21 protein-coding genes are annotated in these 23,033 nt (G+C 62.9%); 19 read left to right on the top strand and 2 right to left on the bottom strand.

Annotation, left to right across the window (positions count from 1 at the left end; genetic code table 11):
* Nucleotides 1-8 precede the first annotated feature (8 nt).
* The 12 genes from IB277_RS24420 to IB277_RS24365 all read left to right on the top strand — a co-directional run bounded on the left by IB277_RS24420 (nt 9) and on the right by IB277_RS24365 (nt 12,517).
* Entirely contained in the window at nt 9-1,118 is a 1,110-nt protein-coding gene (locus tag IB277_RS24420; RefSeq protein WP_192371982.1) for an NAD/NADP-dependent octopine/nopaline dehydrogenase family protein, read from the top strand.
* Nucleotides 1,119-2,306, top strand: coding sequence for a glycine C-acetyltransferase (locus tag IB277_RS24415; protein ID WP_192371981.1), 1,188 nt, complete (start codon nt 1,119-1,121; stop codon nt 2,304-2,306).
* An 11-nt stretch (nt 2,307-2,317) separates the two neighbouring features.
* The gene (gene tdh, locus IB277_RS24410) at nt 2,318-3,352 is read left to right on the top strand and encodes an L-threonine 3-dehydrogenase (protein WP_060611193.1); all 1,035 of its coding nucleotides are present in this window, start codon (nt 2,318-2,320) and stop codon (nt 3,350-3,352) included.
* A 127-nt stretch (nt 3,353-3,479) separates the two neighbouring features.
* Complete coding sequence (locus tag IB277_RS24405; RefSeq protein ID WP_192371980.1) at nt 3,480-4,475, top strand: LysR family transcriptional regulator; 996 nt, start codon at nt 3,480-3,482, stop codon at nt 4,473-4,475.
* Nucleotides 4,476-4,538: 63 nt separating this feature from the next.
* Nucleotides 4,539-5,639, top strand: a complete 1,101-nt coding sequence (locus IB277_RS24400; protein ID WP_060584579.1) for an extracellular solute-binding protein — start codon at nt 4,539-4,541, stop codon at nt 5,637-5,639.
* 78 nt (nt 5,640-5,717) lie between these two features.
* Nucleotides 5,718-6,698: an ABC transporter permease gene (locus tag IB277_RS24395; RefSeq protein WP_060529775.1), complete on the top strand. Its 981-nt coding sequence runs from the start codon at nt 5,718-5,720 to the stop codon at nt 6,696-6,698.
* A 9-nt stretch (nt 6,699-6,707) separates the two neighbouring features.
* Nucleotides 6,708-7,499: an ABC transporter permease gene (locus IB277_RS24390; RefSeq protein ID WP_060584577.1), complete on the top strand. Its 792-nt coding sequence runs from the start codon at nt 6,708-6,710 to the stop codon at nt 7,497-7,499.
* Between the two features lie 5 nt (nt 7,500-7,504).
* Nucleotides 7,505-8,575, top strand: a complete 1,071-nt coding sequence (locus IB277_RS24385) for an ABC transporter ATP-binding protein (protein ID WP_034801840.1) — start codon at nt 7,505-7,507, stop codon at nt 8,573-8,575.
* A gap of 13 nt (nt 8,576-8,588) precedes the next feature.
* Complete coding sequence (locus tag IB277_RS24380; protein ID WP_192371979.1) at nt 8,589-10,058, top strand: NAD(P)-binding domain-containing protein; 1,470 nt, start codon at nt 8,589-8,591, stop codon at nt 10,056-10,058.
* A 31-nt stretch (nt 10,059-10,089) separates the two neighbouring features.
* Complete coding sequence (locus tag IB277_RS24375; RefSeq protein ID WP_192371978.1) at nt 10,090-10,590, top strand: CMD domain-containing protein; 501 nt, start codon at nt 10,090-10,092, stop codon at nt 10,588-10,590.
* A 1-nt stretch (nt 10,591) separates the two neighbouring features.
* Entirely contained in the window at nt 10,592-11,170 is a 579-nt protein-coding gene (locus tag IB277_RS24370; RefSeq protein ID WP_113081111.1) for a peroxidase-related enzyme, read from the top strand.
* Complete coding sequence (locus tag IB277_RS24365; protein ID WP_371813667.1) at nt 11,171-12,517, top strand: MATE family efflux transporter; 1,347 nt, start codon at nt 11,171-11,173, stop codon at nt 12,515-12,517.
* A gap of 18 nt (nt 12,518-12,535) precedes the next feature.
* Here IB277_RS24365 and IB277_RS24360 read toward each other — a convergent pair whose 3' ends face one another.
* Nucleotides 12,536-13,774 (bottom strand): FAD-binding oxidoreductase, encoded by a 1,239-nt coding sequence (locus IB277_RS24360; RefSeq protein WP_060584572.1) that lies wholly within the window; start codon nt 13,772-13,774, stop codon nt 12,536-12,538.
* A 24-nt stretch (nt 13,775-13,798) separates the two neighbouring features.
* Nucleotides 13,799-14,623: a M55 family metallopeptidase gene (locus tag IB277_RS24355; protein ID WP_060584571.1), complete on the bottom strand. Its 825-nt coding sequence runs from the start codon at nt 14,621-14,623 to the stop codon at nt 13,799-13,801.
* A gap of 111 nt (nt 14,624-14,734) precedes the next feature.
* Between IB277_RS24355 and IB277_RS24350 the strand changes: the two genes are divergently transcribed.
* The 7 genes from IB277_RS24350 to IB277_RS24320 all read left to right on the top strand — a co-directional run bounded on the left by IB277_RS24350 (nt 14,735) and on the right by IB277_RS24320 (nt 22,733).
* The gene (locus IB277_RS24350; RefSeq protein WP_060584569.1) at nt 14,735-16,192 is read left to right on the top strand and encodes a M81 family metallopeptidase; all 1,458 of its coding nucleotides are present in this window, start codon (nt 14,735-14,737) and stop codon (nt 16,190-16,192) included.
* Nucleotides 16,193-16,368: 176 nt separating this feature from the next.
* Nucleotides 16,369-17,001 carry a helix-turn-helix domain-containing protein gene (locus tag IB277_RS24345; protein WP_034801861.1) on the top strand — a complete coding sequence of 211 codons (633 nt, stop codon included), beginning with the start codon at nt 16,369-16,371 and terminating at the stop codon, nt 16,999-17,001.
* 123 nt (nt 17,002-17,124) lie between these two features.
* Nucleotides 17,125-18,666 carry an ABC transporter substrate-binding protein gene (locus tag IB277_RS24340; protein ID WP_034801826.1) on the top strand — a complete coding sequence of 514 codons (1,542 nt, stop codon included), beginning with the start codon at nt 17,125-17,127 and terminating at the stop codon, nt 18,664-18,666.
* Between the two features lie 131 nt (nt 18,667-18,797).
* The gene (locus IB277_RS24335; RefSeq protein ID WP_060609964.1) at nt 18,798-19,811 is read left to right on the top strand and encodes an ABC transporter permease; all 1,014 of its coding nucleotides are present in this window, start codon (nt 18,798-18,800) and stop codon (nt 19,809-19,811) included.
* A 2-nt stretch (nt 19,812-19,813) separates the two neighbouring features.
* Nucleotides 19,814-20,722, top strand: coding sequence for a D,D-dipeptide ABC transporter permease (ddpC, locus tag IB277_RS24330; RefSeq protein ID WP_060520890.1), 909 nt, complete (start codon nt 19,814-19,816; stop codon nt 20,720-20,722).
* A complete protein-coding gene (locus IB277_RS24325) occupies nt 20,719-21,744 on the top strand; it encodes an ABC transporter ATP-binding protein (RefSeq protein ID WP_083523800.1) in 1,026 nt (341 codons plus the stop codon). The genes ddpC and IB277_RS24325 overlap by 4 nt, the downstream gene beginning before the upstream one ends.
* Entirely contained in the window at nt 21,741-22,733 is a 993-nt protein-coding gene (locus tag IB277_RS24320) for an oligopeptide/dipeptide ABC transporter ATP-binding protein (protein WP_034801820.1), read from the top strand. Before IB277_RS24325 ends, IB277_RS24320 begins: the two co-directional genes overlap by 4 nt.
* Nucleotides 22,734-23,033 lie beyond the last annotated feature (300 nt).

Here is a 23,033-nt window from a genome sequence, read left to right as displayed (position 1 = left end):
AAAACGACATGCGCGTAGGTATCGCAGGTGCTGGCTCTATTGCCTTTGGCACCGCTGCACTTCTTGAAAAACTGGGACACAAGGCAACGCTCTGGTCGCCGTCCGGCACCGGGACTGTGGCACTTGCCGACGGAAAGAGCCTGACGGCCGAGGGTGCCATCGAAGGCACCTTCCTTCCGGCCGTTGCCGAGAGTGCGGAAGATCTCGTCCACGATACCGATGCGATCCTCATCGCGCTGCCGGCCTATGGTCACCGCTTCGTGCTGGACGCAATCGCGCCGCATCTGACTGCCGGTCAAGTGGTGATCTTCAGCTCGCATACCTCGTTCGGAGCGCTTTATCTCTCGTCGCTTCTGGCAGCACGCGGCATCACCTTGCCGATCGTTGCCTGGGGCACGACGATCGTCAGCGGCCGGAAGCTCGGCCCTGCGCTGGTGCAGGTGAACACCATCCGCAAGCAGGTCGATCTCGCGACCGTTCCGGCATCGGAAAGTGCGCGCGGCCATGCGGTTTGCACGGCGCTTTTCGGCGAACATTTTGTCGATCGCGGCAGCCTGCTGGCGATCGCGCTTTCAAACCTCAATCCGCAAAACCACCTCGGGATCGCGCTCGGCAACATGTCGCGCATGGAGCGCGGCGAGACCTGGGTTCAGGCCCAGAACGTCACCCCCAATATCGGTCGTCTCCTGGAGACACTCGACCTCGAACGCCTGGCTGTCGCCGAGAAGCTGCAGCTGAAAGTGCGCGACATTTTTCAGCATTTCCACCTGTCGTTCCATGTGCCGGTCAGCACGATCTCGCAGATGAACCAGGAAATGCATGAGGCCGGACATAACGGCACGGGTCCTGCGACGGCCGACAGCCGCTACGTGACGGAGGATGTTCCCTTCGGTCTGGTCGTCACTGCGCAGCTCGCGCGCCTTGCCGGATGCCCGGCTGACCTGCACGAGGCCGGTATCCGCATCTTCTCGGCCATGTACGGCCGAGACTTCGAAGGCGAGAACGACCTCCTTCCGGAACTGGGCCTCGAGCGGCTGGATCTCGAAGGTCTCGATGCCCTGTGCCGCACCGGCTTCCCGCCTGTCGTCGCTGTCGATCGAGCCGAGGGACGTGTCTGAATGAGTGATCGCTTCCTCACCCATCTCCGTTCAGAACTCGAGGGCCTGAAGACGGCCGGGTTGTACAAGTCGGAGCGTGTGATCACCTCGAAGCAGGCGGGTGAGATCAAGGTCGCCTCGGGCGAGCGGGTGCTCAACTTCTGCGCCAACAACTATCTCGGCCTTGCCGATAACACGGAGCTGGCCGAGGCCGGCAAACAGGCGCTCGACCGCTACGGCTACGGCATGGCCTCGGTGCGCTTCATCTGCGGCACGCAGGAGGAGCATAAACAGCTGGAGGCACGCATTTCGTCCTTCCTCGGCCTGGAAGACACGATCCTCTATTCCTCCTGTTTCGACGCCAATGGCGGCCTGTTCGAGACGCTGCTCGGCGAAGAAGACGCGATCATCTCCGATGCGCTCAACCACGCCTCGATCATCGACGGCGTGCGGCTGTCGAAGGCCAGGCGCTTCCGCTACGCCAACAACGACATGGCGGCGCTGGAGGAGGAACTGAAGAAGGCCGAGGGCAGCCGCTTCAAGCTGATCGCCACGGACGGCGTGTTCTCGATGGATGGCATCATCGCCAATCTCAAAGGCGTCTGCGACCTTGCTGACAAGTATGGCGCCATGGTCATGGTCGACGACAGCCATGCGGTCGGCTTCGTCGGGAAGAATGGCCGTGGCTCCGCCGAACATTGTGGCGTCGAGGGCCGGATCGACATCATCACCGGCACGCTCGGCAAGGCGCTCGGCGGCGCTTCGGGCGGCTACACCTCGGCCAAGGCCGAAGTCGTCGACTGGCTCAGGCAGCGCTCGCGCCCTTATCTGTTTTCCAACACCCTGGCGCCGGTCATTGCCGCCGCCTCGCTGAAGGTGTTCGACCTGATCGACAACGGCGATGCCTTGCGCGAGCGGCTCTATGCCAATGCGGCGCTGTTCCGCACCGAGATGTCCAAGCTCGGCTTCACGCTGGCCGGTGAGGGCCACCCGATCATCCCGGTGATGCTCGGTGATGCCGCACTCGCCCAGGAGATGGCGGCGCGCATGCTGAAGAAGGGCGTCTATGTCATCGGCTTCTCCTTCCCGGTGGTGCCGAAGGGCCAGGCGCGCATCCGCACGCAGATGTCGGCAGCGCATAGTGAAGCGGACGTCCGGCGGGCAATCGCCGCCTTCGAAGAGGTCGGCCGCGACCTCGGCGTGATCTGAGGGAGGGACTGATGACGAACATGATGAAGGCGCTGGTGAAGTCGAAGCCGGAAGAGGGCCTCTGGATGGAGCGCGTGCCGGTGCCGGAGATCGGCCCGAACGACGTGCTGATCAAGGTGAAGAAATCGGCGATCTGCGGTACCGACGTGCACATCTGGAACTGGGACCAGTGGGCGCAAAAAACCATTCCGGTGCCGATGGTCGTTGGTCACGAGTTCATGGGCGAGATCGCCGAGGTCGGATCGGCCGTCACCAAGTACCATGTCGGCGAGCGCGTCTCGGGCGAGGGCCATATCGTCTGCGGCAAGTGCCGCAACTGCCGGGCCGGCCGCGGGCATCTGTGCCGCAACACGCTCGGCGTCGGCGTCAACCGGCCGGGCTCGTTCGGCGAGTTCGTCTGCCTGCCGGAGTATAACGTCGTGCCGATCCCGGAGGATGTGCCCGACGAGATCGCGGCGATCTTCGATCCGTTCGGCAATGCGGTGCACACAGCACTCTCCTTCGATCTCGTCGGCGAGGACGTGCTTGTGACCGGCGCAGGGCCGATCGGCATCATGGGGGCGCTGGTCGCCAAGCGTTCGGGCGCGCGCAAGGTGGTGATCACCGACATCAACCCGACGCGGCTGGCGCTCGCGAAAAGCGTCGGCATCGACCATGTCGTCGATGCCTCGAAGGAAAACCTTGCCGACGTGATGAAGGCGATCGGCATGACCGAAGGTTTTGACGTCGGGCTGGAAATGTCCGGCGCGGCCCCTGCCTTCCGCGACATGATCGACAAGATGAACAATGGCGGCAAGATCGCCATCCTCGGCATCGCACCGGCCGGCTTCGAGATCGACTGGAACAAGGTGATCTTCAAGATGCTCAACCTCAAGGGCATCTATGGCCGCGAGATGTTCGAGACCTGGTACAAGATGATCGCCTTCGTGCAGGGCGGGCTCGACCTTGCCCCCGTCATCACCCACCGCATCAAGATCGACGAGTTCCGCGACGGCTTTCAAGCCATGCGCTCCGGCAATTCCGGAAAGGTCGTCATGGACTGGTAAGGCCGCAAGAGCGGGCCTGATCCGGCCCGGTCGAGCCCACCCGAGAAAATTGTCTTTTGTCACTAGAACTAAGAATGCGTTTTATGCACTATTGATCGTCAACCATGCAGGGAGCGCATGATAGCCGATGGAAGTACGCGATCTCGAGGCCTTTCTCGCCGTTATGTCGACGGGCAGCATCACCGGTGCCGCCCGCCTGCTCGACCGCTCGCAGTCGCAGGTGACGCGCCTGATCCAGGACCTGGAGACGTCGCTCGGTTTTGCGCTGTTCGAGCGGAATGGCCCGAGGATCGCGCCGACCGACAAGGGCATTGCCTTCCACGAAGATGCGGAGCGTTTTGTCAGCGGCATCGGGCACCTGCGCAATCGCGCCAAGGCAATCGCCGGCAAGGAACCCGAGCCGATCGAGATCGCCGCAACGCCGGCCTTTGCCAGCGGCATCATCCCGATCGCACTTGCCGCGCTGCCGGAGCATCTGCTGCCCCACACGATCAATTTGCGCAGCATGCCGGCCGAGGCCGCCGTGCAGTCGGTGTTTGCGCGCACGGCGGATTTCTGCGTGACGTCACTGCCGGCCGATCAGCCCGGCCTGGACGTTCAGGGTTTTTTCGAAGGGCGCTGCGTCGCCGCGGTTGCGCCGCACGATCCGCTGGCTGCGAAAGACGTGATCTCGATCGCCGATCTGGCCGGGCGCACGCTGGTCACCATGTCCAATCCGTTTCGGCTGCGCCATAGCGTCGATGAAGTGCTCAACGCGGCCGGCGTGCGGCCCAGCCGCATCATCGCGACCAACGCGGCCAATAACGCCGTGCAGGTCGCATCGCTCGGCCTTGGCGTGGCGATCATCGAGCCGGCGACCGCCTACGGTCTGCAATCGGCACCCATCGTCGTTCGGCCTCTCGATGTCGAGATCCCCTTTCTGTGGGCGATCCTGTCGGCCGGGTCGCGCCCGCTCTCGGCCGGCGTCCGGGACCTCATTCAACGGATAGCGCGGATCGCTTCGGAGCGGATGCCGGATCTGACAGTGCATGATCCCAAGCAGATGGCGCGTATCGCCGAAAGGAGCTTTGCCGGCAGGAACGCCGGTAATGGTGCGCCGCCGGACAACCCGGCGGCGAAATAAAGGGGAGCAAAAAGCTCTGAACGCCCACACGAGAATTGAGCCTGCCAAAATGAGGAGAACGAGATGAACAATTTTGATGTCACCCGCCGATCGGCAATGAAGCTGTTGGCAGCCGGGGCCGGCGTGCTCGCAGCACCTTCGATCATCCGCCCGGCCTTCGCCCAGAGCAAGGTCGTCAACATCACGACCTATGACAAGTTCGTACCGCAGTCCTTCATCGACCAGTTCCAGAAGGATACCGGCATCGAGGTGCGAATCCGGCTGACCGACGACCAGGGAAAGCAGTACAACCTTTTGACCGCCGAAGGGGCTGCACCTTCCACCGACATCGTCACCGTGACCGGCCACCGCCTGTCGCAGTTCATGAAATCGAATCTGCTCTCGTCGCTCGACACCGCGCGCCTGAAGAACTGGGGCAAGCTCGCCGCCGCCTACAAGGGCGCGCCGCAACTGACCGTCGACGGCAAGACCTTCGGCGTGCCGCTGCTTGCCGGCTTCGAGGGCCTGGTGCGCAACACCGAATACGCCAAGGCTTCCGACAGCTGGGCGATCATGTTCGATGACGAGAACAAGAACCTGACGTCCTATATCGTCAGCGACTTCCTCTCGATCGTCATGCGCTACCAGGGCAACGACGGCGACTATGTGACCTACGGCGACAAGCCCGAAGTCGCACAGGCCGCAACGAACCAGGCCCGCGATTTCCTCATCCAGCACAAGGACAAGGTGCGCAAGTACTACGATGCCGGCTCCGAGCTGCAGCAGATGTTGGTCAACGAGGACATCTACCTGGCGCAGGCCTGGTCCGGTCCGGCCGCCAAGCTCATCATGGACGGCCATCCGATCGAGATTTCGGTGCCGAAGGAAGGGACATTCGGCTTCCTCTACTCCTTCAACATCGTCAACAACGCGCCGAACGCGGACGCGGCCTACACCTTCCTCGACGCCATCCTGTCCTCGCCGGAGATTGGTGCTGCGATGACCCGCCAGTCCGGCTTCTCGTCGGCCTTCGACGGCGTCGACAAGGTGCTGGACGAGAAGGAGCGTGCCGCGCTGTCGCTGCCGCCCGAGCAGGTCGAACGCATCCAGTTCTTCAGCTCCGTCAACCGCGACATGAAGAACGAGATGATCGACAAGGCAACGGCCGAGATCAAGTCGGCCTGACCTATCAAAATCCGGGCGATCGGCTGAGGCCGGTCGCCCGTCATAAAATGGACTCTTCCAGAGCCGGGAACAAAGACAATGCTGGATACGACAACACAACCGCCATCCGTCGGTTTGTCGACGGTGCCGCGCTATGCCGGATGGATCGGCAAGGCGGCACGTTCGGGGCTTTATCGCCATACGATCGGCCTGCTCGTCGAAAGCCGGCGCGTGCGTCTCGCCGTGCTGGCAGGCGTGCCGCTTTTCTGGATCGCCATGTTGCATATCGGGCCGATCCTGCAGATGGCCAATATCAGCCTACTTGCCAACTATCCGCCGCAGCCGGACAAGAGCAGCGAATACACGCTGGCCAACTACGCGCTGTTCTTCTCCGATCGGCTCTATTTCCTGCCCTTTGTCCGCAGCCTGATCTTTGCCGCCGTGGTCACGATCTCGACACTGGTGATCGTCTATCCCGTGGCCTACTACGTCGCAAAGATTGTGCAGCCGAAGAACCGGATGCGGGCCCTGTTGCTGCTGCTCATCCCCTTCTGGGCCGGTGAGCTGATCCGCACCTTCTCGGTCATCATGCTGCTCGCCAACCGCGGGGCGCTGAACGTGCTCTTGCGGGAATTCGGCTTCATCGACCGGCCGATCCCGATGCTCTACACCTTCTTTTCGCTGAGCTTCGGCGTCATCTATCTGTTGGCGCTCTACATGCTCCTGCCGCTCTATTCGGCGATCGAGAAGATCCCGACGCCGCTGATCCAGGCGGCAGCCGATCTTGGGGCTGGGCCGTGGCAGCGGTTTCGCCGGGTCATCCTGCCGCTATCGAAGGACGGCATCGTCTCGGGCTGCAGCCTCGTCTACCTGACGGCTGTCGGTGTCTTCGCTGCGCCGCTGCTGCTTGGCGGCCCGAATTCAGTGATTTTCCCTGAAGTTATCGCGACGCTGTTTCACGGCTCAAACGACAAATGGCCGGAAGGTGCTGCCTTCTCGATGATCATGCTTGTCGTGTCCTTGACGACCGTCGGGCTCTTCATGCGGGTCGTCGGCGGTCGCTCCGTCCGGCTGATGTGAGGGCGAACGATGCGAACCTATTTCAACGACCTTCCGAAAACCGCGCTCGGTGCTTCCTACTGGATCTTTGCCGTCTATCTGGTCCTGCCGCTGGCGCTGATGACGGCGATGAGCTTCAAGGACGCGAACTTTATCGCCTTCCCGATCGGCAACTGGACGCTGTCCTGGTACGGCAAGGTGATCCAGGACAAGCAGTTCCTCGAAGCCTCGCTCTATTCGATCGGCATTGCGCTCGCGACCACCGTTTCGGCGACGATCATCGGCGTCTGGATCGCACTTCTCGTTTCGGCGGAAAACATCTGGGGCAAGGCAGTGATCTTCGCGCTCGCCTGTCTTCCGGCCGTGGTGCCGGGGCTGATCAACGCGATCTCGATGCGCATCTTCATCCGCGCCGTCGACATTCCGACCGGAACCTTCGCGATCATCCTTGCGCATACGGTTCATGCCGTGCCCTTCGTCGTCATCATGGTTCTGACCCGGCTGCGGTCGATGCCGGCCAATCTGGTGGATGCGGCGCGCGATCTCGGCGCCGATCCCTTCATCGCCTTCCTGCGCGTCACCATCCCCTATCTGATGCCGGCGCTCTTCGGCGGCATGATCTTCTGCGTGTTGACCAGCATCGACGACTTCGTCCGCACCTTCTTCCTCGGCGGCTACCAGCCGACCCTGCCCATGCTGATCTTCGCCAAGGTGCAAGGTGGTATGTCGCCGGAAATCAACGCCATGGCGACCATCGTGCTCGTCGTCACCACCGCCATCGGCCTTTATGCCGAGCATTTCACCCGCCGATCGAGGAGCTGACGCAAATGCAGCCTGTCGTCCATTTCAAGAACGTCAACAAGTCCTATGGGGCGCTGACCGCCGTCGATGATCTCGATCTTGCGATCGCGCCCGGCCAGTTCGTCACGCTGCTTGGCCCATCCGGCTGCGGCAAGTCGACGACGCTGCGCATGCTCGGTGGCTTCGACAGCCCGACGTCGGGGGAAATCTACCTCGAGGGCAAGCCGATCTCGCACCTGCCGCCGAACAAGCGCAACGTCAACATCGTCTTCCAGGACTACGCGCTCTTTCCGCATTTGACGGTCGGCCGCAACATCGCCTTCGGCCTGGAATTGAAGGGCATGGAGAGCGCCGCGATCCACAGACGGGTCAGCGATCTCCTCGCCCTCGTCTCCCTTCAGGATCACGCCGAACGCATGCCGGCACAGCTTTCCGGCGGACAGCGCCAGCGCGTGGCGCTGATGCGGGCGCTGGCTCCGGATCCGAACGTGCTTCTGCTCGACGAGCCGCTGTCGGCGCTCGACGCGAAGCTGCGCCAGCAGATGCAGATCGAGCTGAAGTCGATCCAAAAGAAGACCGGCAAGACCTTCATCTTCGTCACCCACGACCAGGAGGAAGCGCTCACCATGTCCGACGTCATCGTCGTGATGAACAAGGGCAGGATCGAGCAGATGGGAGGACCGGACGAGCTCTACGCCCGGCCACGCAGCCGCTTCGTTGCGAACTTCATCGGCCAGAGCAATTTCCTCGAAGGCACGGTTGCTTCGGTCTCCGGCGAGATCGCTGCCGTCGAGTGGCGCGGCAACATCGTGCATGCGGATGTGAACGGCACCTCGCCGATACCGGGAGACCATGCCACCGTGGCGCTGCGACCGGAGGCGGTTTTCTGCCTGTCGCGCAAGCCGGAAGACCGGCCGTCGCTCAAAGGGCGCATCGATCAGCGCGTCTTCAAGGGGGCTCACACGTCGCTGACCGTCAAGCTCGACAACGGTAGCACGCTCGAGGCGCAGATCGATCCGGTGGCGCTTTCGCATATCGAAGGGGACGACGTCTGGGTGGGGTGGCGCGACCGCGATGCCGTCCTTTTGGCGAAGTGAAGGGAGATCGGGGATGACCGACAGTCAAAAGCAGCAACGGCTTGCCGCGCTCAATGCGCGGGTAAGGCAGGACCTGAGCTACCTCAACTATCCGCCGGCCAACTGGTCGAAGCCGGTGACGACTGCGGCGGGCGATGACGTCAGCGATGTGGTCGTGATCGGCGGCGGCATGTGCGGGCTCGTTGCCTGGCATGCCTTGACGCGTGCCGGCATTGCCAATCTGCGCATCGTCGACCGCGCTCCGAAGGGTTTCGAGGGCCCTTGGGTCACCTATGCACGCATGGAGACGCTGCGCTCGCCGAAGATCCTTCTCGGCCCGGCACTGGGCGTTGCGTCACTCAGCTTCCGCGCCTGGTTCACAGCGCTTCATGGTGAAGCGGAATGGGAGGAGCTCTTTCGCATCCCGCGGCTTATGTGGATGGATTACCTGCGCTGGTATCGCGATGTCATGGACATTCCGGTCGAAAACGACACGCATGTCACCCGCGTCGTGCCGCGCCCCGATGGACTGCTGGAACTTGAAATCGCCGGCGGTGCAAAACCGTCGATCATCACCCGCAAGCTGGTGATGGCGACGGGCCGCGATGGGCTCGGCGAGCCGACCATTCCGGATTTCGTCAAGGGCATGGAGCGGCACAAGTCCTGGGCGCACTCGGCCGACGAGATCGACTTCGATCGCCTGAAGGGCAAGCGCGTCGTCGTCATCGGTGTCGGTGCTTCGGCGGTCGACAATGCCGCCGAGGCGTTGGAGCAAGGGGCAGGGGAGGTGCGGCTTCTCGCCCGCCGCAAGGAAATGCCGACGGTCAACAAGCTGATGGGCATCGGCTCTTATGGTGTGACCGCAGGCTTTGCCGAGATCTCGCCGGAATGGCGTTGGCGGCTGATGGACTATGCGGCCAAGCAGCAGACGCCGGCACCACACAATTCGACGCTGCGCGTCAGCCGGCACCCGAACGCCTACTTCCATTTCGACTGCGGCATCCGGTCGATGAGGGAAGAGGGCAGCGAGGTCGTTATCACCACGACGAACGGCCGCATCTTCCGCACCGACTTCGTCATCCTCGGCACTGGGTTCTCGATCGATCCGCTGAGCCGCAGCGAGCTTGCCCCCTATCAGGACCAGATCGCCTGCTGGGATGACCGCTACGCGCCGCCACCGGGCGAAGAGAACCCCGGGCTCGGGCGCTTCCCCTGGCTGAGCGGAGACTTCTCCTTCACCGAGAAGGAGCCGGGAACAGCCCCCTGGCTGAAGGACATCCATTGCTTCAACTACGGCGCCTCCGTCAGCGTCGGCAAGGTCAGCGGCGACATCCCCGCCATCAGCGAGGGCGCTCTGTGGCTGGCGCGCGGGGTCGCGGCTTCGCTCTTCATTCGGGATGTCGACTACCATTGGGAAGCGCTAATCGCCTACGAAAAGCCGGAGCTCGACGGGACCGAATGGGTGGATGCCGACGCGCCGACGCCGGCGCAGAAGACGGCCTGAACCTCCCGCGTTTCAGATGACAGGAAAACCAATGACCTCTCCATCGACAACTGACGTAATTGACACCGTGCTCGGGCTCGATCGCTTTCCCGACCTGCAGGCGCTGCGCGAACAGCGGGCGAAGCTGAAGCAGTTGAGCCAGACGAGCTATCAGGCCGCCCTTCGCCCTGTCGATCCGCGCAACTTCTCCTATGCGCTCCGAGCAGCCCTTGCTGCGCGCATGGCGGCACTCTGGAAGTCGCAGGAGCTCTCCGCGCATTTCCGGGCGCTGCTCGAACGCGAGGACGAGGGCTCCGCGTTGGCGTCGATTGCCGATCCTGGCAACGGCATCGAAGACCCCCGCCTTCAGGCGATCCTCGCCCATGTCGATCTCGTCACGCTTTCGCCGAAGGAGGCGACGCGCACCAACATCGAAAAGCTCGCCGCCGCAGGTCTCGACGACCGGGACATCGTCACGCTCGCCGGCCTCATCGCCTTCGTGAACTATCAGGTGCTGGTTACGGCCGGCCTCAAGATGCTGAGGGACAACTGAGATGTCGCAAGCCGTGCACGAATTCACCGTCGAAGCGCTCGACTGGAAGCCCTATGTCAAGCCGGTCGATGTCGAGACCGCCACACCCGAACAGCTCGACGCGCTGAAGATCACGCCGTCCAACAAGAAGATTTCGGACTATGTACTGGTTCTCGCCAACGAGCCGGAAACCTTGAAGGAGCGCACGCCGCTCTTCAACGACATCATGTATAGCGAGGGCGGGCTGTCGCGCGGTGGCCGGGAGATCGGCGCGCTTGCCGCATCCTTCGTCAACCGCTGCATCTATTGCGCCTCGGTTCATGCGGCGCGCTACATCCAGCTCGAAAAGCGGCCGGAGGTGGTGGACGAGATCTATGGCAGCGGCCTTGACGCGAACCTGCCGGAATTCGAGCAGGCGCTGTTCAATTTCGGCGTCGACCTGACGGCGCATCCCGACAATGTCGGCGCCTACCAGTTCTACCATCTGCGCGAGAACGGCCTCGACGACCTGCAGATCCTCGACCTTATCCACGCGGTTGCAATCTTCGGCTGGGCCAATCGGCTGATGCATACGCTCGGCGAACCACACCGGCTGGATTGAGTGAAACACGCTTCCGATCACGCTGCGGTCACGGTCCGTCCCTTCGACATCGCGCATCGCGACGTGCTTTGCATCGCGTTGCCGATGATGATCGCCTATCTGTCGAGCCCGCTTGTCGGGCTCGTCGCAACCGGCGTCATCGGCCAGTTGCGCGACGAGACCCTGATCGGCGGCGTGGCGCTTTCGACCGTCATCTTCGACGTCATCTTCGTCACCTTCAACTTCCTGCGAGGGGCGACCACGGGCTTTACGGCCCAGGCGCTCGGCGCCGGTGACCGGCGTGAAGAGCAGCGCATGCTCGCAAGCGGCCTCATCATCGCGATCGTGGCGGGGCTGGCACTGCTTTTACTTCAAAAGCCGATCGGCGCGCTTGGCCTTGCCGCCATGGGCGCGGAAGGCAAGGTCGCCGAAGCGGCCGCCACCTATTTCGCCTGGCGGGTCTGGTCGGCGCCCTTCGTCCTCTTCAATTTCGTGGTTTTCGGCTGGATCATCGGGCGTGGCGATGCGCTCTGGGGCATGATCCTGCAAACTCTGCTCAATGCGCTGAACGCCGGCTTGAGCGTGCACTGGGTCCTCGGTCTCGGCTGGGGCGTGGCGGGCGTTGCTGCCGCCTCTCTCGTTGCCGAAGCCGTCACGGCACTGGCGGGGCTCTACCTCATCTGGGCAAAGACCGACCGGACCGCGTGGAACCTGCCGGATCTGACAGCCTTCCGTCGCGCCTTTTCGGTCAACGGCGACATGATGATCCGCTCCTTCGCGCTTCTGATCGGGCTTTCCTTCTTCACCCGCCAAAGCGGCATGCTCGGCATCGAAGTCCTTGCGGCCAATACGATCCTGCTGCGCTTCTATTTCTTCGGCGTCGCCTTTCTCGACGGGGTGGCAACGGCGGCGGAGCAACTGGCCGGACGAGCCGTCGGCGCGCGCTACCGGCCGGCGTTCGACCGTGCTGTTGGTTTGACCACGGTATGGGGCTTCGTCTTTGCCGGGCTCGTCGCGCTCTGTCTCTTTGTGGCCGGCGACTGGGTGATCGGCATCACCGCCCCGTCGGAAAGCGTGTCAGCACTTGCACACGCGTACCTGCCCTATGTCGCCGCCCTTCCGATCTTCGGTATCGTCGCCTTCCAGATGGATGGCGTCTATATCGGCGCCACCTGGTCGCGGCAGATGCGAAATCTGATGGTCGCCTCGCTGGTGATCTACTTTGCCGCCTGGGCGATCCTGCAGCCGGTCTTCGGCAATGACGGACTGTGGATCGCGCTGATCCTGTTCCAAAGCGCCCGCAGCGTCGCCTTCCGGCTCATGCTGCCGCGGCTGGCCGACCGCACATTTTCGACCGTGCGCCAATGACCGGGCCCTGACGTTCGGCTATGCCCAGTCTCGGCTCGACGGCAACAGGGGCAGGGCCAGCGGATTGTTGCGATTCCCGGCAACCTGCTCGGCCAGGAGAAGTGCTGTCGTCGGCCCCAGGGTGAAGCCCTGGTGCCCATGGCCGAAATGGAACCACAGGCCCTTGTGACGACTGGGCCCGACGACGGGAAGCATGTCGGGCATGCAGGGACGGGTACCCGACCATGGCGCTGCTTCGATGGGGTCGCGGAGTGCAAAGAGCGTTCGTGCGGCGTTGACGGCGTGTCGTATCTGTCGGGATGCCGGGGCGGTGCCGAGCGGCGCCAGGTGCGCGCCGGTCAAAACCCGCCACCCCGCGTTCATCGGGGCGATCAAGGCGGAGCTGTCGATGTCCAGCATCGAAATGCGTGGGCCTTCCTTGCCGCCAAAGTGCCAGTGGTAGCCGCGCTTGAACACCATGGGGACACGATAGCCAAACCGCGCCAAAAGCATCGGCGACCACGGCCCCAGGGCGACGACCGCGTTTTCAGCCGTGAGATTGCCACGCTCCGACAGGACCCGCCAGCCCGCGCCGGTCTGCTGCAGGGACATGGCATCGCCCTGGGCGACCTTGCCGCCGCGGGCGACGAAGAGCGCGGCGTAGCGCGAGACCAGGTCGCCCGGATCACGGCAGGTCCAGGGTGAGGTCCAATGGACTGCGCCCGCCAGCCGGCTTTTGAGCGCAGGCTCGCTTGCCGCAAGCTCGTCGGAGGTAAGCACGTCCGACGGCACACCGTATTCCCGTTTCAGACGCTCGGCGGTCGCGACAGCCGCATCGAGCTTTCCTGGCGAACGGTAGACCGCGCGCCAGCCCTCGCGAACGATCAGGTCGCCGGCATTGGCGGGTTCGATGAAGCGCGCATGATCGCCGCTCGCCCGCAGCGCCAGCTTCGAGTAGGCCGCGACGGTTCTCGCATAAGTCGCCGGCGCCGATTGCGTGAAATAGCGCCAGAGCGGTCCGGCCAGCCGCGGCATGTCGCCGAGCCGCCAGTCCGTATCGTTGCCGCGCTTCAATCCGACCCTGACGATCTCGGCAAGCGAGCGAGGAAAAGCATAGGGTTCGACGGCCTCGGTCTGGATGATGCCGGCATTGCCGTAGCTGGTTTCCCGGCCCGGTGCCTTGCGGTCGATAAGCACCACCTGGTGCCCGGTTTCCTGCAAAGCTAGCGCTGTGGAGACGCCGACCATGCCGGCGCCGAGGACGATAGAGGTGGTCATGGATTGGTTCCGCGGAAATGCTCGTCAGAAGGTGAGGCGGGAATTGTAGCCGACCACGAATTGGATGAAACGCGAGACGTCGACCATGTCGTCGCCCGGGTAGCGGATCGTGTACCCGTCGGTGCGTTCGACGCCCTTGAGATAGGAAAGATATTCGGCCGGAAGGCGGTTGCGGAAGACGATCTCAAGGACGGGGTTCTCCAACTTGAACGGCTTTGCCGAACCGGCCCTCGACAATGCCTTCTTGACGCCCTCGCGGATGCGGCGATGGGCGACGGCGGGCGTCAATGTGATCGCCGATTGCGTGCTGTAGACTTGCTTGACCGGCACCGTCACGATGTCGCCGATCCGCTCCTTGATTTCGTCGAGGGCAACGTTGTCACCGGATGCGAGCAGCACCGGTACGCCAAAATGTCCGGCGATGGCGGCGTTGATGCCGGCCTCCGGCATGACGGTGCCGTTGATCCGCACTTCGGCAAAGGCGGTGCCGCCGATCGTGTGCGACAGCACGCCGCCCTTGTGGCTTGCGCCGGCATGGTAGCCGAGAAGCATCGCGCCGACGAAGGAACCGAGTTCGACGCCCTGCATCATCATCAGCGGCCGCGGCCAGCTGCGCACGACCTGTACGTAGTCGGGCAGGCGGTCGATCAGGATGCTCTCGCCATTTCCATGGGAATCGCTGAGGATGACCTCCTCGACGCCTTCCTCGTACGCAGCTTCGCAGGCGTGAACCACGGTGTCCGTCATCCAGCGCCGGGCGTTCTCGTACTCGAAACCTTCGGGCATCAACTGGTCGCGGCTCACGACCCCGACGATCCCTTCGATGTCAGCGGAAATATAGATGCGCATTCCTGCCTCCCCGGTCAGCCGCGCAAGGGCGCGGATAATGCATTTGACTTTCCGACGATAAACATAGTTTTATGATTAGAAAATATCTTTCTTGATAGGCGAGAGGCGAAAATGAAACTTTTCATCGCGGGGCTGGATACGGAGACCAACACCTTTTCGCCCATGCAGACCGGCATCGAGGCCTTCCGAGAGAACCTGATCGCCTATGGCGATGCCACCGGCAAGCCGCTCAACTGCTGCTCTTCGCAAATGTTCGTCTGGCGCAATGCCGCGCAAGAAAAAGGCTGGGATGTGGTGGAGAGCTTGTGCGCCGTGGCCGAGCCCGGCGGCAGGACGACGCGAGCGGTCTATGAGAGTTTCCGCGCCACCATTCTCGACGATCTCAAGGCCGCGATGCCCGTTGACGCCGTGATGCTTGCTCTGCACGGAGCCTGTGTGGCGGACGGCTACGACGATGTCGAAGGCGATCTGCTTGCGCATGTCCGGCAGGTGGTCGGGCCGGATGTGCCGGTCGCAGCCGAACTCGACCTGCACTGCCATATCACCGAACGCATGCTGGCCAATGCGACCATGATCGCCACCTACAAGGAATATCCGCACACCGACATCGAAGAGGTTGCGGAACAACTGTTCCGGTTGATGGAGCGCACACTTGCGGGCGATGTGAAGCCGGCCATGGGCATGCATGATTGCCGCATGATCAACACCTTCCACCCGCATCGCGCGCCCTTGCGTGGCATCGTTGACCGCATGAAGGCGATGGAAGGGCAGGACGGTGTGCTCTCGGTTTCCTTCGGTCACGGCTTCCCCTGGGGCGATGTCGAGGATGTCGGTGCCAAGATGCTTGTTGTGACCGACAACGATCCGGAAAAAGCCGTGCGTGTCGCCCGGTCCTTCGCTCGCGAGATATTCGAGGCGCGTGAACAGATGCGGGGAGACTATCTCGGGATCGACGCGGCGCTGGACCGGGCCGTTGCCGCGACAAGCGGTCCGATCGTGCTTGCCGATGTTTCGGACAATGCCGGCGGAGGCGCACCTGGAGACTCGACCTTCATCCTGCGTCGTATCATCGAGCGCGGCATCGAAGACGTGGCCTCCTGCCTCTATTGGGATCCGATTGCGGTTCGCATGTGCCGCGAGGCGGGGGAAGGGGCCACTTTGGCACTGAGGATCGGCGGCAAGGTGGGGCCTGCATCCGGCGACCCGCTCGACCTGACGGTGACGGTCAGGCGCGTCGCGTCCGGCATCACCCAGCGCTTCGGGCCGACGCCGCTTGCCATCGGCGATGCCGTGTGGGTTTCTGCCGGCAGCATCGACATCGTGCTCAACACCGTTCGCACCCAGACCTTCCATCCGGAATGCATGACGGCATTGGGGCTTGACCCGGCGCAGAAGAAAATCGTCGTGGTGAAATCCAGCAACCACTTCCGTGCCGGCTTCGAACCGATCGCGCGTGACATTCTTTACGTCAGTGCGCCAGGCGCCTTGCAGCCGACTTTCGAGGATCTGGCTTTCACCAAGCTGAAGCGCCCCTATTGGCCAAGGGTCGCCAACCCGTTTGCGGATTAGGCGGGCTTCGAAACGCTGCAAGTGGTTGTGGGGCAGGGATTGCCGTCAACACGATGTTGCTTTCGGCCACGTATTATAGGAAATGGTTTTCCTATCATGCCAATCGGATTCTGTGTTGCGGGCGGGCGAGAACCGGCGAGCACTTCGATGGCGGCAGGCAAATGGAGACGCCAACGATGACCGACGCGAAATCCAGCCTCGGCGAGATCCTCAAGGATATTCGCAACCGCAACCGCTGGACCTTGGCCGAAGTCAGCTCCATGACCGGGCTTGCGGTCTCGACCCTTTCCAAGGTCGAGAACAACCAGATGCAGCTCACCTACGACCGCTTGATCCAGCTTGCCCAGGGCCTGAAGGTCGACATCGTCGAGCTTTTCGGGACCATGACGGGCGCGGAAGACGTCCCCAACATGATGGGGCGGCGCACCTATACCAAATCCGGCGACGGGCGGGAGATCGTCACGCAGAACTACGATTATCTCTATGTTTGCACGGAGATTTCCAAGAAGTCGATGGTCCCGATCCTGGCGATGGCACGGGCGCGCACGCTCGAGGAGTTCGGACCGCTGATCCGCCACAAGGGCGAGGAGTTTTTCTACGTCCTCGACGGCGAATTGGAACTCCACACCGAGATCTACGCGCCCCTTCGGCTGAAGAAGGGTGATTCCTGCTACTTCGACGCCATGATGGGACACGCCTATTTGAGCGTCAGCGAGGAGCCGGCGCAAATCCTGTGCGTTTGCTCGACCCCGGAAACCGAATTGGTCTCCACACTGGCAAACGCGCAGACGATCAAGCTCAAAAGCTGATCGAAACTAAAAAACAAATATGATAAGAAAAAATATTGCACTTAGGAAAATCGTTTTCTAGTCTAGGACTGCGGTGGGTGCCGGGAGGGCATCGCACGCCGCAGTTCTGGGGAGGACGACGAGATGAACGGTTCCAAGTGGAAATCGATCGGCATTGCATTGCTTCTGGCATCGACGCCGCTTTCCGGCGCGATTGCTGCGCAGGACGTGCTGGTGCTGGCGCGCGCGGAAGATCCGCCGACAGCCGATCCAGGCATTGAGATCAGCAACAGCGGCTACACGCTCACTTATGCCGCCTATGAAAGGCTCGTCGCCTACAAGGGCGCCTCGACGGAAGTCGGGCCGGAACTTGCCGAAAGCTGGACTGCCGACGATGCCGGTCTCGTCTGGACCTTCAAGATTGCGGCCGGCCACAAGTTCGACGACGGCTCGCCGGTCGATGCCGCCGCCGTCAAATTCAGCTTCGACCGGCTGATGAAGCTGAAGGCTGGCCCCTCCGACGCGTTCCCGGTCTTGAAGGAGGTCGAGGTCGTCGACCCACAGACCGTAAAGTTTCACCTGACCGCGCCGTTTGCGCCGTTCATTTCAACGCTTGCCGTCTCCGGCGCTGCGATCATCAATCCCAAGGTCATGGAGCATGAGAAGGACGGCGACATGGCGAAGGCCTGGCTCGCCGAGCATACGGCCGGCAGCGGTCCCTATCGCATCGCTTCCTGGGAGCGCAACCAGAGCATCGTGCTCGACAGCAACGAACATTATGCAGGCGCCAAGCCGGCGCTGAAACAAGTCGTGCTCCGCATTGTCGGCGACGTGTCGGCGCGTCGCCTTCAACTGACCAACGGCGATGCCGACATCATCGAACAGATCCCGCTCGATCAGGCAGAAGCGCTGCAGAAGGATGCCTCCGTCGTCGTCGAGAGCAATCCGAGCATGTATGTGAACTACATCTACATGAACAATCGCCAGCCGCCGCTCGACGACGCCAAGGTGCGTCAGGCGATCTCCTATGCGGTCGACTACCAGGGCATCATCGACGGCATCATGCTCGGTCAGGCCAAGCAGATGCGCGGCGCCGTGCCGAGCGGCATGTGGGGGCATGATCCCCAGGGTTTCCAGTACAGCTACGACATCGAGAAGGCCAAGGCGTTGCTTGCCGAATCCGGCAAGGGTGACATCCATTTGACCTATACCTTCTCGCAGGCCGATCCTGCCTGGGAACCGGTCGGTCTGGCGCTGCAAGCCTCTCTCGCAGAAATCGGCGTCAAGCTCGATCTGCAGGCGGTCGCCGACACGACGAAGCGCGAGTTGGTCGCCAACGGCAAGTTCGACATGGCGCCCGGCGCCTGGACGCCTGATTTCGCCGACCCCTACATGTTCATGAACTACTGGTTCGACGCCGGTAAGATGGGCGGCCCGGGCAACCGTTCCTTCTACAACAACAGCAAGGTGACGGGTCTCGTCCAAGAGGCAGCTTCGATCGTCGACGAAGCAAAGCGCAAGGCTCTCTACATCGAGGCGCAGAAGCTTTCGACTGACGACGCGCCGTATCTCTACATCATGGAGAAGAACGACATCTTCGCCCGCCGCGCCGCGGTGAAGGGCTATGTCTACAATCCGATGCTGATCCAGGTCTACAACTTCGGAACGATGTCGAAGACGGAGTGAGGAGGAACGGTCAAGCTTCGCTTGGCCGACCGCATTCCACGGAACGCCTGCCGCCGGCCCCTGGCCGTGGCGGCAGGGTTCTTCGTTTCCCAAGCTAGGCCGGGGTTCCCCTGCCGGAAGGGCTGACGTCCATGGCAATCACCCGCATCATTCTTCCGCGTCTGATCCTCTTGCTTTTCGTCGTGCTGGGGGTCGCGGTCATCACCTTCACGATCTCGCATCTCATTCCCGGTGATCCGGCGCGCATGATCGCGGGCGACAGGGCAAGCGCCGAGACGCTTGAAAATGTCAGGCGCAATCTCGGTCTCGACCGGCCGGTCGTCGAACAATTCACCATCTATATCGGCAATCTGCTTCAGGGCGATCTCGGCACGTCGCTCAGGACCAATCGCCCCGTCGCGGCCGATATCCGCACCTTCCTGCCGGCGACGCTGGAGCTCGGCCTGGTCGCGCTTTTCATCGCGATCTGTCTCGGCGTGCCGCTCGGTGTGCTCTCGGCCGTCTACAAGGACGGTCCAATTGATCAGGTGGCACGAACGGTCTCGGTCTGCGGCATCTCGATGCCAGTCTTCTGGTTCGGCCTGATCCTGATCTACGTCTTCTATGCGAAATTCCAGATCCTGCCCGGCAGCGGGCGCCTGGCCATGGGTATTGCGACACCCGAGCGCATCACAGGCTTCCTGCTGATCGACTCGCTGCTGCAGGGCCGTTTCGACGCATTCCGCAGCGCCCTTTACCACATCATCCTGCCGGGCTTCGTGCTCGCCTTTGCCAATATGGGCGTGATCACGCGCCAGATCCGCGCCTCGATGCTCGACGTGCTGCAGGAAGATTACATCCGGACAGCACGCGCCAGTGGCCTGCGCAAGGGCATGATCATCTTCAACTATGCGCTCAGAAACGCGCTCATCCCGTCGATCACGCTGCTCGGGCTGGCGCTCGGCGATCTGCTCTATGGCGCGGTGCTGACGGAGACGATCTTCGCCTGGCCGGGCATGGGCACCTATGTTGTGACCTCGATCCAGACCCTCGATTTCCCCGCCATCATGGGTTTCACCATCGTCGCATCCATCGGCTACGTGCTGATCAACCTCCTGGTCGATCTCGCCTACATGCTCGCCGACCCGCAGATCAGGGAGGTCTGATCATGTCCGCCGTCATGCCGACAGAGCCTGCCGCGTCGAATGCAGCAATGCGCAGGACCAAGTCCTTTTCCGAGCGGCTGCGCTATTTCTGGTACCTCAGCCGCCGCAGCCCGCTGACGCTGGTCGGCGTCGCGATCATCCTGCTTGTCCTCGTGATGATCGTCGCCGCACCCGTGATCGCGCCCTACAATCCGGACAAGGTGTCGCTGACGGCGCGCCTGTTGCCACCGAGTGCGGCGCACTGGTTCGGCACCGACGAGGTCGGCCGCGACCTGTTCTCGCGCGTGATCTTTGGGGCAAGGGCTTCCTGCGGCGCCGCCTTCATGATCGTCCTGATCTCGATGTCGGTCGGGGTGCTGATCGGCTGCTTCTCGGGCGTCGTCGGCGGTCGGGTCGATACCGCCATCATGCGGCTGATGGATGTCGTGCTCGCCCTGCCGGCGCTGGTGCTCGCCATGGCGCTGGCCGCGGCGCTTGGCCCAAGCCTGTTCAATTCCATGCTGGCGGTCGCGATCGTACGCATCCCCGCCTATGTGCGCCTCGCCCGCGGCCAGACGCTGTCGCTGCGCGAGCAGGTCTTCGTCAAGGCGTCGCGCACCTTTGGCGCCTCGCCGTTCTACATCCTGCGCTGGCATATCCTGCCAAACGCCATGTCGCCGATCATCGTCCAGGCGACCCTCGATCTCGGCGGCGTCGTGCTGATTGCAGCCGCCCTCAGCTTCATCGGCCTCGGCGCGCAGCCGCCGACCGCCGAATGGGGCGCGCTCGTCAGCAGCGGCCGCAGCTACATGCTCGACCAATGGTGGTACGCGACCTTCCCGGGCCTGGCGATCCTGATCACGGCCATGGGGTGCAATCTCGTCGGCGACGGCATACGCGATATGCTCGACCCGCGCTTGAGGGGCAGATGATGACGATGGGAACGGCAGAACCACGCGGCCAGGCGCTGGCCATCAACAACCTGTCCCTGGAGTTTCCAACCTTCAGCGGCGCCGTCAAGGCGCTTGACGATGTGTCGATCAGCGTCGGCAAGGCCGAGATCGTCGGTATCGTCGGCGAGTCCGGCTGCGGCAAGTCGGTGACGACGATGGCGGCAACGGGGCTCCTGCCCAAGGGACGCTACCGCATCACCGGTGGCACCGTCAGGCTCTTTGGCCACAGCACGCTTTCCATGGACGACAATCAGTTGCAGGACCTGCGCGGCAAGGTGGTCTCGACCATCTTCCAGGAACCGATGAACGCGCTGAACCCGACGATCCGTATCGGCAAGCAGCTGACCGACGTCATCATGCGCCACGAGGAAATAGATCTCGCCGAGGCAAGGCGCGTGGCGCGGGACATTCTTGCCGACATGCTGATCGGCGAGCCCGAGCGGGTCATGAACCTCTATCCGTTCGAACTCTCCGGCGGCATGCGGCAGCGGGTGCTGATCGCCATGGCGTTTTCCTGCAACCCCGGCCTGATCATCGCCGACGAGCCGACGACTGCACTCGATGTTACCGTGCAGGCGGTGATCCTGCGGTTGATCCAGAACCGGGCGCACCGGACAGGCACGTCAGTCATCTTCATCTCGCACAATGTCGCCGTCGTCTCGCAGCTCTGCGATCGGCTCTACGTGATGTATGCCGGGCGGATCGTCGAGCACGGCGCGACGCGGACGGTCCTTGAAACGCCGCAGCATCCCTATACCCAGGCGCTGTTGCGCTGCCTGCCGGAGCGGGTCGCGCCGAAGCAGGAACTCGAAGCGATCCCTGGCGCTGTGCCGAACCTTCTGCACCCACCGGCGGGTTGCTACTTCCAGCCGCGATGCAAGGAAGCAGTCGAACAATGTCGAACCCGGTCTCCGCAACTGGTGGGGGCCAGCGGCCAGCAGGTCGCCTGCTGGCGTCGCGGTGTGGCGACCGAACTCGTAGAGCAGGGAGGCCGGCAATGACCGAAGGCGTTGGTACGATAGCGCGGCCGGTGCTCGAGGTTTCCGACCTCCATGTCCGCTTCCCGGCCTCCCGCAACTGGTTGGGGCGGCCCACGTCTTATGTGCATGCGGTCAATGGCGTGACCCTTGAGGTCGGCGCCGGCAAGAGCCTCGGCATCGTCGGCGAGTCAGGCTGCGGCAAGAGCACGCTCGCCCAGGCGATCATCGGGCTCGCGCCATTTGAACAGGGCAGGTTGGCGATCGACGGCGAGGATTTTCAGAAGGCTCAGGGCAAGCAAAAGCGCGCCTTGCGGCAGAAGATGCAGATCGTCTTTCAGGATCCGCAATCCTCGCTCGACCGGCGCCTGCCGGTCTGGCGGCTGATCAGCGAGCCGCTGCACATTCGCGGTGGGCACAGCAGGGCCGAACTGCATGAGAAGGCCGAGGAACTGGCCATCGCCGTCGGGCTCCGTCCGGAACACCTCGATCGCCTGCCGCACGAGTTTTCAGGCGGCCAGCGCCAGCGCATCGCCATTGCCCGCGCGATCAGCACGGACCCGGAGTTGCTGGTGCTGGACGAGCCGACATCGGCGCTCGACGTCTCGGTGCAGGCGCAGATCATCAATCTGCTCTTGAAGCTGCAGCGGGAGCGCGGGCTCACCTATCTCCTGATTTCGCACGACGTCGCGCTGGTGCGCCATTTCTGCGACGACGTCGCGGTGATGTATCTCGGCCAGATCGTCGAATCCGGCCCGGCCGACGAAGTGTTGCGCAATCCCCGCCATCCCTACACGCAGACGCTTCTGGCGGCTGCGCCGAGCTTCGAGAGCCCGCTGCCGGATATTGCCCAGGTGCGTGCGGGCGAGCTTCCCAACAACCGCCATCTGCCGGACGGCTGCTTCTACAAGCAGAGGTGCGACCGGATTGGCGGCGGCTGCGAGGCGGGCCAGGTGCTGCGGCGCCTGAGCGAGAGCGCCCGCCATGTCAGGTGTCACCTGGCGCAGACGTGAAAGCGCAGACGACGCGCCAGATCCGCGCCCGCCGGCCCAACCGCCGGAACGGCGCGGTGCGGCCTGTGCCATTTGATGCGCAATTTCGATAGTTTGAGAAATATAATTTTCTTATAGGAAAAATAATTTGATTGATATTTCCGACTGTGCAAATTTGTAGCCGCCGCCATCGGGCGGCGCTTGCCAATCGGGACCGCCTTTTCGCGATCCCGCCGCTTGCCGGAGATGAGATTGACTGACCCAACGCTGCTCGACGCCTTTCGTCAGCCTGCGGCAATCGGATGGGCGCGCGGTGACCCT

The sequence above is a fragment of the Ensifer sp. ENS07 genome (assembly GCF_014852185.1).
In the GTDB taxonomy this organism is placed as follows: domain Bacteria; phylum Pseudomonadota; class Alphaproteobacteria; order Rhizobiales; family Rhizobiaceae; genus Ensifer; species Ensifer adhaerens.
The sequence above is the reverse complement of the archived record's forward strand: the minus strand, read 5'-3'. Positions and strand labels throughout refer to the sequence as shown.

Excerpts from the sequence above, each read along its gene's own strand:
- IB277_RS24420 (WP_192371982.1), top strand. The coding sequence starts at position 9 with ATGCGCGTAGGTATCGCAGGTGCTGGCTCTATTGCCTTTGGCACCGCT.
- IB277_RS24415 (WP_192371981.1), top strand. The coding sequence starts at position 1,119 with ATGAGTGATCGCTTCCTCACCCATCTCCGTTCAGAACTCGAGGGCCTG.
- tdh (WP_060611193.1), top strand. The coding sequence starts at position 2,318 with ATGACGAACATGATGAAGGCGCTGGTGAAGTCGAAGCCGGAAGAGGGC.
- IB277_RS24405 (WP_192371980.1), top strand. The coding sequence starts at position 3,480 with ATGGAAGTACGCGATCTCGAGGCCTTTCTCGCCGTTATGTCGACGGGC.
- IB277_RS24400 (WP_060584579.1), top strand. The coding sequence starts at position 4,539 with ATGAACAATTTTGATGTCACCCGCCGATCGGCAATGAAGCTGTTGGCA.
- IB277_RS24395 (WP_060529775.1), top strand. The coding sequence starts at position 5,718 with ATGCTGGATACGACAACACAACCGCCATCCGTCGGTTTGTCGACGGTG.
- IB277_RS24390 (WP_060584577.1), top strand. The coding sequence starts at position 6,708 with ATGCGAACCTATTTCAACGACCTTCCGAAAACCGCGCTCGGTGCTTCC.
- IB277_RS24385 (WP_034801840.1), top strand. The coding sequence starts at position 7,505 with ATGCAGCCTGTCGTCCATTTCAAGAACGTCAACAAGTCCTATGGGGCG.
- IB277_RS24380 (WP_192371979.1), top strand. The coding sequence starts at position 8,589 with ATGACCGACAGTCAAAAGCAGCAACGGCTTGCCGCGCTCAATGCGCGG.
- IB277_RS24375 (WP_192371978.1), top strand. The coding sequence starts at position 10,090 with ATGACCTCTCCATCGACAACTGACGTAATTGACACCGTGCTCGGGCTC.
- IB277_RS24370 (WP_113081111.1), top strand. The coding sequence starts at position 10,592 with ATGTCGCAAGCCGTGCACGAATTCACCGTCGAAGCGCTCGACTGGAAG.
- IB277_RS24360 (WP_060584572.1), bottom strand. The coding sequence starts at position 13,774 with ATGACCACCTCTATCGTCCTCGGCGCCGGCATGGTCGGCGTCTCCACA.
- IB277_RS24355 (WP_060584571.1), bottom strand. The coding sequence starts at position 14,623 with ATGCGCATCTATATTTCCGCTGACATCGAAGGGATCGTCGGGGTCGTG.
- IB277_RS24350 (WP_060584569.1), top strand. The coding sequence starts at position 14,735 with ATGAAACTTTTCATCGCGGGGCTGGATACGGAGACCAACACCTTTTCG.
- IB277_RS24345 (WP_034801861.1), top strand. The coding sequence starts at position 16,369 with ATGACCGACGCGAAATCCAGCCTCGGCGAGATCCTCAAGGATATTCGC.
- IB277_RS24340 (WP_034801826.1), top strand. The coding sequence starts at position 17,125 with ATGAACGGTTCCAAGTGGAAATCGATCGGCATTGCATTGCTTCTGGCA.
- IB277_RS24335 (WP_060609964.1), top strand. The coding sequence starts at position 18,798 with ATGGCAATCACCCGCATCATTCTTCCGCGTCTGATCCTCTTGCTTTTC.
- ddpC (WP_060520890.1), top strand. The coding sequence starts at position 19,814 with ATGTCCGCCGTCATGCCGACAGAGCCTGCCGCGTCGAATGCAGCAATG.
- IB277_RS24325 (WP_083523800.1), top strand. The coding sequence starts at position 20,719 with ATGATGACGATGGGAACGGCAGAACCACGCGGCCAGGCGCTGGCCATC.
- IB277_RS24320 (WP_034801820.1), top strand. The coding sequence starts at position 21,741 with ATGACCGAAGGCGTTGGTACGATAGCGCGGCCGGTGCTCGAGGTTTCC.